The 7,198-nt window shown below is 73.3% G+C and carries 4 protein-coding genes and 1 pseudogene; 3 read left to right on the top strand and 2 right to left on the bottom strand.

The genetic code is table 11. The features are described 5' to 3' along the window. Together VF665_RS18570 and VF665_RS18565 are read right to left on the bottom strand one after the other, a co-directional pair. A pseudogene (locus VF665_RS18570) lies at positions 1–287 on the bottom strand (hypothetical protein); the annotation flags it as partial. A gap of 206 nt (positions 288–493) precedes the next feature. Next, entirely contained in the window at positions 494–865 is a 372-nt protein-coding gene (locus tag VF665_RS18565) for a hypothetical protein (RefSeq protein ID WP_331054948.1), read from the bottom strand. A gap of 230 nt (positions 866–1,095) precedes the next feature. Between VF665_RS18565 and VF665_RS18560 the strand changes: the two genes are divergently transcribed. The 3 genes from VF665_RS18560 (at position 1,096) to VF665_RS18550 (ending at position 6,793) form a co-directional block, all read left to right on the top strand. Next, entirely contained in the window at positions 1,096–4,170 is a 3,075-nt protein-coding gene (locus VF665_RS18560; RefSeq protein ID WP_331054947.1) for a BTAD domain-containing putative transcriptional regulator, read from the top strand. 377 nt (positions 4,171–4,547) lie between these two features. Beyond that, complete coding sequence (locus tag VF665_RS18555; protein WP_331054946.1) at positions 4,548–5,438, top strand: phosphatase PAP2 family protein; 891 nt, start codon at positions 4,548–4,550, stop codon at positions 5,436–5,438. Then, positions 5,435–6,793, top strand: coding sequence for a lysophospholipid acyltransferase family protein (locus VF665_RS18550; protein WP_331054945.1), 1,359 nt, complete (start codon positions 5,435–5,437; stop codon positions 6,791–6,793). The genes VF665_RS18555 and VF665_RS18550 overlap by 4 nt, the downstream gene beginning before the upstream one ends. Positions 6,794–7,198 lie beyond the last annotated feature (405 nt).

Genomic DNA, 7,198 nt, shown 5'->3' with positions numbered 1-7,198 from the left:
CCGGCGCCGCGCCGCCCCACGTACAGAAAGGGATCGAACGCGTCCGACGAGAGTCGCACCTGGATCTGCTCGCCGGCGTGCGCCATGTAGATGAAGTCGTCGTAGCGCGAGTCGTCGTTCAGCCGCGCGTCGCCTTCCACCAGTTCGCCGTGCTCCAGCCGCCCCGCGCCCACCGTGCGTTCGCCCGCGGGCCGCAGCGTGGACACCCCGGCCTGCGCGCCGGCCCGCGCCCCGGTGACGGCGAGGAGTGCGGCAGGCAGAAGAAGGCGGAGCGGGCGAAGGGACATCGGAACTCGGGGTTGGGGCCGGGGCGCGGAGCCGTTCGTGACACGCCGCAATGCTACGCGGCGGGCATTGCCCCGCCGTTTCCTGAGCGTTCCCGTCTGCGCAAGCCTATGTCTATCAACGCGTTGCATCCTCGATCCGTCCCGGGGGCGGGAGCCCGGCGGAGGGCGGGTCGCGCACGCCGCGGTGGAAGATCCACGTCCCCGTCCTACGGCTCGGCGCCGCCGGTGACGGCAAAGCTGGCGCTGCCGTTGGCGGGAACGGCGGGGAATCGGTGGCGCACGTCGCCATAGCCGGTGCGGCCCACGGAGGCGTCCCAGCATCCCGGGGACACCGTAAAGGCGTACTCGCCGCCGCTGGGGATGGCCATGTCGCGCGGAAGCCGGTTCAGGCCGTAGCTGCTGGCGCTGCAGCGGGACAGCAGCACCACGTTGATGTCCTGCCGCGAGCGGTTCTGAATCACGATCTGGCCCGTGGGCCCGTCGGGATCCGAGACCAGCGGTCCCCCGGTGATCATCCCCGCGCACCCGGCGGCGCCGGTGCAGATCGCCAACGCGGCGGCCAACTGCAGAAATCGCATGGTGAAAGCTCCTCGCTGTGCGGGTTGGTCGTATGCCGGCCCGGCACTCCGTCTCCGTGCCGCCGTGCCGGAGCGCGGCAGCCTGGCGGGCCGGGCCGGCGACGCGCCACGAGGATGGGCAGCCGGCATTGCCGCGCCGTTTCCTGACCGTTTCGGCCTTGCGTAACCCGTTGGGGGCGCGCATTCTCCCCGTCCGCCGGCGCACCACCCCTCCCCCTGCCCTGGCCCGCGTGTCCCCTCCCATTCAGCTTCGCGTCCTCGGCGCCACCGACCTTCGGGCGGCGGACGGGGAGCCCATCCGGCGCATCCTCACGCAGCCCAAGCGCATGGCGCTGCTGGTGTACGTCGCCCTCGCCCGGCCGCGCGGCTACCAGCGCCGCGAGCGGCTGCTGCTGCGCTTTTGGCCGGACGCCGCGCCGGACCGCGGCCGCTCCGCGCTGCGCCTGGCGCTGCACCACCTGCGGCGCGAACTGGGAGACGCGGTGCTGCTGAACCGCGGCGACGACGAGGTGGGGCTGGCGGAGGGCGCCCTGGCCTGCGACGCAATCGACTTCGAGCGCGCGGCGCTGGACGGGCGGCACGAGGAGGCGCTGGAGCTGTACCGCGGGCCGCTGATGGCGGGATTTGAGCTGGATGGCGCGGCGGAGTGGGACGACTGGCTGGGCGCCGAGCGCGCCCGCCTTGCCCGCCTGGCCTCGTCCTCTGCCACGGCGCTCGCGGCCCGCGCCGAAGGGGAGGACGACGCCGCGGCCGAACTGCGCTGGCGCCGCGCCGCGGTGGAGCTGGACCCCGACGACGAGGTGGCCCTGCGCGCGCTGCTGATCGCGCTGGACGCGGCCGGGAACCGCGCCGGCGCCCTGGCCGCGTACGAGGCGTTCTGCCGCCGCATGCGCGCGGGCTTTGACTCCGAGCCCGCGGCGGAAACGGCCAAGCTCGCGCAGGCCATCCGCGACCGCCGCCCGTCCCCGTCCGCCGTCCGTCCCCCTCCGCCCGCCGAAGCCGCGCCGGTGGAGTCCGTGACGGCCGATCTCGCGGCGGCCGAGTTCGCGCCGGCGGAATCCACGCCCGCCGCCCCGCCCGCATCCGCGCCGCGTTCCGCCATCGCCCGGGCGGATGCCGATGCTCCGGGCGGGATCGATCCCACCGTCGCTCCATCCTCTCCGGCGCTTCAGAACCCGTCACCGCGCGCGCGGAAGGTGGCGCGGCGGTGGCGCGCGGTGCTGGCGGCGGCAGCCGTGCTCGCCTGCGCGGCGGTCGCCGTCCCCGCGCTCCGTGGCGGGATGGGGGAGGACGACTCGGTCGTGAGCACGCGCGTGGCCGTGCTGCCCTTCGCGGTGCGCACGGGGACGTCGCACACGTACCTGGGCGAGGGAATGGCGGACCTGCTTTCCGTGCGGCTGGACGGCACGGGCGAGCTCACGACCGTGGATCCCTATGCGCTGCTTTCGTTTCTGCGCAGCGGCGGCGACGACCAGACCAGCCTGGAAGCGGGGCGAAAGGCGGCGGCGCGCTTCGGGGCGGGCCGCTTCATCCTGGGGTCGGTGATGGAGGCGGGCGGCCGGGTGCACCTGACCGCGGCGCTGTACGGCGCGGATGGGCGGCGGCTGGCGCGCGCGGAGATCCCGGAACTGCGCGAAGACAGCCTGTTCGGCGCGGTGGACGTGCTGGTGCGCACGTTGGTGGCGGAGGGGATGCACACGCCTCCGGAGCAGCTGGACCGCACTGCGGCGCTCACCACCGCGTCGCTCCCCGCGCTCAAGTCGTACCTGGCGGGTGAACGCGCGTTCAGAAAAGGCGCGTTCCAGCGCGCGGCGGAGCAGTTCGGGGCGGCGGTGGAGGGCGATTCCACCTTTGCGCTCGCCCTGTACCGGCTGAGCGTGGCGCAGGACTGGGCCGCGCAGGACGGCTCCGCGGCGGCCGCGCGCGCCATGCGGATGAGCCATCGCCTGTCCGCGGCGGACCAGCAGCTTCTGCGTGCGCGCGTGGCGTTCCGCACCGGCTCGGCCGCGGTGGCGGAGCCGATGCTGCGCGCGCTGGTGGCCTCGCGCCCCGACCACGTGGAAGCGTGGAACGAGCTGGGCGAGGTGCTGCACCACCGCGCCATGTGGCAGGGCCGCACGCTGGAGACCGCCCGCCCGGCCTGGGAACAGGTGATTGCGCTGGACTCGTCCAACGTGAACGCCCGCGCGCACCTGCTGCACATCGCGGCCCTGCAGGGGCGGATGGCGGAGATGGACCGCATGGTGGGCTCCATTGCCACGCTGAGCCCCGCGCACGAGTCGCTCACCCGCATGCGTACGCTGCGCGCCTTCGCGCTGCGCGACGAAAAGGCGCAGGCGATCGCCATCGACACGCTGCGCGCGCTCAGCGCTGCCCCGCGAGACGCGAACGACCTCCCCGCGTGGGCCGCGGCGTGGCGCACGGCGGACTTCCTGAACGATCCCGAGCCCGGATTGCGCCTGGCCGCGCTGATGACGGAGCCGGGGCGCAGCGCGCAGAGCCGGCTGGTGGGCCACACCACGCGCGCGCACATGCAGATGGCGCGCGGGCGGTGGCGGGCGGCGCGTGCGCAGGCGGACTCCGCGGCGCAGATCGACCGGGAGTACGCGGCGCGCACTTGGGCGTTTCTGGCCGCCTTCTTTCCCGCGGACCTCCCCCACGCAGAGGTGGCGCGCGCCCGGCGCGAGCTCGCCGCGACGCGCATTCCGCGCAAGCTGGGCGTCGGCGGCGTGGTGGATGAGGAGCGCGGGCGCTACCCCCAGGCGCGCCACCACTACCTCCTGGGGGCGCTGGCGCTGCGGATGGGCGACACCGCCGAGGCCCGCGGCCGCGCCGCAACGCTCGCCGCGATGGTGGATACGACGGCGAACGGCCGGTTCGCGCGGCACCTGAACGCGCAGTTGCAGGCGCGGATGCGCGCCGCCGCGGGGGACGTGGCGGGCGCGCTGGCGACGATGCAGGCGGGATGGCCGGAGCCGGTTCCGGAGCTGTTTGTGAAAGACGATTCATACAGCACCATCGCGGAGCGCTACTTTCGCGCGCGGCTGCTCGCGGCGGCGGGGCGCGACGTGGAGGCGCTGGCGTGGTTCGGCAGCCTGCCGGAAGACATCAGCCGCGGCATCGTCTTTCCCGTTGCCGCGGAGGGGGAGCGGGCGCGCATTCTGGACCGCCTGGGCCGCCGCCGCGAAGCCGCGCAGCACTACGCCCGCTTCGCCGAGCGCTGGCGCGAGGCCGAGCCGGAACTGCTCGCCGCCGTGACCGCCGCACGCCAGCGCGCCGCCGCGCTCGAGGGCGAAGCGCGCTAGAGGACAGAGGTGCTGGCAACGGATTGTGAATCGCCGTTCGTGAACGGTTCGCCTCGCGACGCCGGGGTCCGCGCACAACCGGCGCGGCAGCGCTCAAGCGGCGGCCTGGGCACTGGGCACCAGGCACTGTGCACTTCCGCACTCAGACTCAGCACTCCGCATTGCCGTCCCACGTGAGGGATTCGCGCCCGGAGGGCCGAGAGCCCGGAGTGGAGGGGCAACAGCCGTATCGTTGCCCCGCAACGGAGGGGGCTCGGCGCCGTTAGGCACAGTTGTATCGTGCCTTACGGCGCGCGAAGCCCGACCCGGAGCGCAGCGGAGGGGCACGCCCAGATCATCCTCTCTTCCCAACAACACCACAATCCCCGCACCCGTCCGTGCACGCAGCCACACCATCCCCGCCACGAACGCACCCCGCCGACCTCGCCACACTCCTGATCCTGTCCGTGGTGACGGCGACGCTGGCGGCGGCGGTGGCGCAGGGCGTTCCGCTGGGGCACGACCTGGCGCTGCACGCCGCCCTGCTGGCCGGGTTCGGCGCGGTGGCGTTCGCGCTGCGGCGGCATCCGAATGGCCGCGCCACGCCGTACGTGCGCGGCGTGGCGGTGATCGGGGTGATGTTCACGCTGTACAGCACGCTCGGCCATGTCGCGTTCCGTGCGATTCCCTGGCTGGCTGATCCCGCGCTGGCGCGCGCGGACCGGCTGATGGCGCTGGGCCGTTCGCCGTCGCTGCTGCTGCAGTCCGCCGGCACGCCGGGGTGGACGGAGTTTCTGGCCGTGTTCTACGCGGCGTTCATCCCGTATCTGTACCTGAGCATCCTGCTGGGGCTCGTGGGCCGGCCCGCGGCGCAGCGCGAGGAGTTCGTGACGGCGTTCGCGCTGCTGTACGCGGCCAGCTTTCTGGGCTACCTGTTTCTGCCAGCGCGCGGACCCGTGGTGTACATGGCGAACGACTTCGCCGCGCCGCTCGCCGGCGGGAGGGTGCACGCCCTGGTCGTGCAGTCCATCGAGGGGTTCGGCGGGCCGCACGGGGCGTTCCCCAGCCTGCACGTGGGCGCGTCGTTCCTGGCGGCCGCGTTTGATCTGCGCCGCGGCGACCGGCTGCGCGGGTGGATCTACGTGCCGCTGGTGGTGCTGATCGCGGTGGCGACGCTGGTGCTGCGCTATCACTATGCGGTGGACCTGGTTGCTGCCGTGCTGCTGGCCAGCGGCGCGCTGTGGGCCGCGCCCCGCCTCCTGGCCCGCCGCGCGGAGGCGGGCCGATGATTTACCGCCTGTTCCGCGCACTCTGGCGCGCGGCGCTGTTCGCCTTCTTTCGCCGCGTGGACGTGCAGGGGCGGGAGCGCGTCCCCGTGCGCGGCCCGGTGCTGCTGGTGAGCAACCACGCGAACGCGTTCGTGGATCCGCTCCTGATGATCACCGCGCTTCGCCGCCCGGTCTCGCTGACCGCCAAGAGCACGCTGCGCCGCAACCCGTTGCTGGCGCCGCTGATCCGCGCACTGAACGTGATCGAGTTCCACCGCGGGCAGGACCGCGCGGAAGGCGCGGATCCGTCGCGAAACGTGGATGCCATGGCCGCGTGCCGGCGGCGGCTGGCGGAGGGTGGCGCCGTCTGCATCTTTCCGGAGGGCGTCAGCCACTCGGACCCGGCGCTGCGCCCGTTCCGCACCGGCGCCGCGCGCATCGCGCTGGACTACTTGGCGCAGGCGAGCCCCGGCGCCACGCTCTCCATCGTTCCCGTCGGCCTGCACTACGAGGAAAAGGAGCGCTTCCGGTCGGCCGCCGGTGTCGTGTTCGGTGCGCCGCTGGACGCCGCGGCGTGGGTGCGCGACCATCCGGGAGCGGACGCGGGTGCGCTGACGGACGAGATGGAGCGGGGCATCCGCGCGCTCACCGCCAACTTTGCCACGGAGCACGAGGTGGCGACGTTCGCCCGCGCGGAGGCGCTGTGGGACGCGGCGGCCGCGCCCCCCGCGCCGCTGGACCGCGCGGAGCCAGTGGACATCGCGTTGCGGCTGCAGCGGATCCATCGCCTGCAGGACGGGCGCGGGTGGCTGGCGCGCAAGCGATCCGCCGAGTTGGCCGCGCTGGAGCGGCGGGTGGACGAGATGCACGGCAGGTTGCGGGAACTGGGTGTGTCGCCCGCCGAGCTGTTCCTGCCCATCGATGCCGGGCGGGCCGCGTTCTTTGTGCTGCGCGAGGCGGAGGTGATGCTGATCGGGGCGCCGCTGGCCGCGTGGGGCGCGCTGAACCACGCGCCCATCTTTCTGACGCTGCGGACGCTGGTGCGCCGGATGTCGAAGGACCGCGATCACGTTGCTTCCAATGCGGTTTTTCTGGGGCTGCCGATTGTCCCCGCGTTCTACGCGCTGCAGATCACCGTCGCCGCGCTGCTGCTTCCGGCGCTGTGGACGCTGGTGTACGCGGCGAGCCTGCCGTTTACCGCCGCGGTCGCGCTGCTGTATGCGGACCGTGCGGGCGGAGTGATGCGGCGGGTGCGGACGTTTCTGCTGTTCGCGCGCCGCCCGGAGCACCAGCGCCGCCTGCGCGCCGACGCGCTCGCCATCGTGGAGGAGCTGCGCCGGCTGGATGCGGAGCTGCGGGAGCGTGAGGGCGGCTGAGCGAATGAATTCGCCGCAACAACGGCGGAAAGTCTCCCCAAACTGACGGGGAGACTTCACCTGCACGCGGCGGCGGCTGCCGGAGTGGGCGGCGGAGCCCGGGGCGGTCCCCACCCGGGCCGGCACCACCGGCCCACCCTCCCCCAAAACAGACTGGGGGAGGGTTGTCGGGGCGGACGGCTCGAGGCGGATTCCCAGATTTCGTGCAGCGCGCATGTTGAGCGACTGAAGTCGCCGCAACAACGGCTGGAAGCCTCACGATACTGCCGTGAGGCTGGACCTGTTCGGACGATGGCTTCGGTGTGGTGCCGAAGCCCTCCTGAGCGGATGAATCCGCCGCTCGAACAACGGTAAGCCCCGACTCGTGGCCGCTGACGCGTCCACGATCGAGGCTTCAACCGACCC

Source organism: Longimicrobium sp., assembly GCF_036387355.1.
Lineage (GTDB): Bacteria > Gemmatimonadota > Gemmatimonadetes > Longimicrobiales > Longimicrobiaceae > Longimicrobium.
The sequence above is the reverse complement of the archived record's forward strand: the minus strand, read 5'-3'. Positions and strand labels throughout refer to the sequence as shown.

Excerpts from the sequence above, each read along its gene's own strand:
- VF665_RS18565 (WP_331054948.1), bottom strand. The coding sequence starts at position 865 with ATGCGATTTCTGCAGTTGGCCGCCGCGTTGGCGATCTGCACCGGCGCC.
- VF665_RS18550 (WP_331054945.1), top strand. The coding sequence starts at position 5,435 with ATGATTTACCGCCTGTTCCGCGCACTCTGGCGCGCGGCGCTGTTCGCC.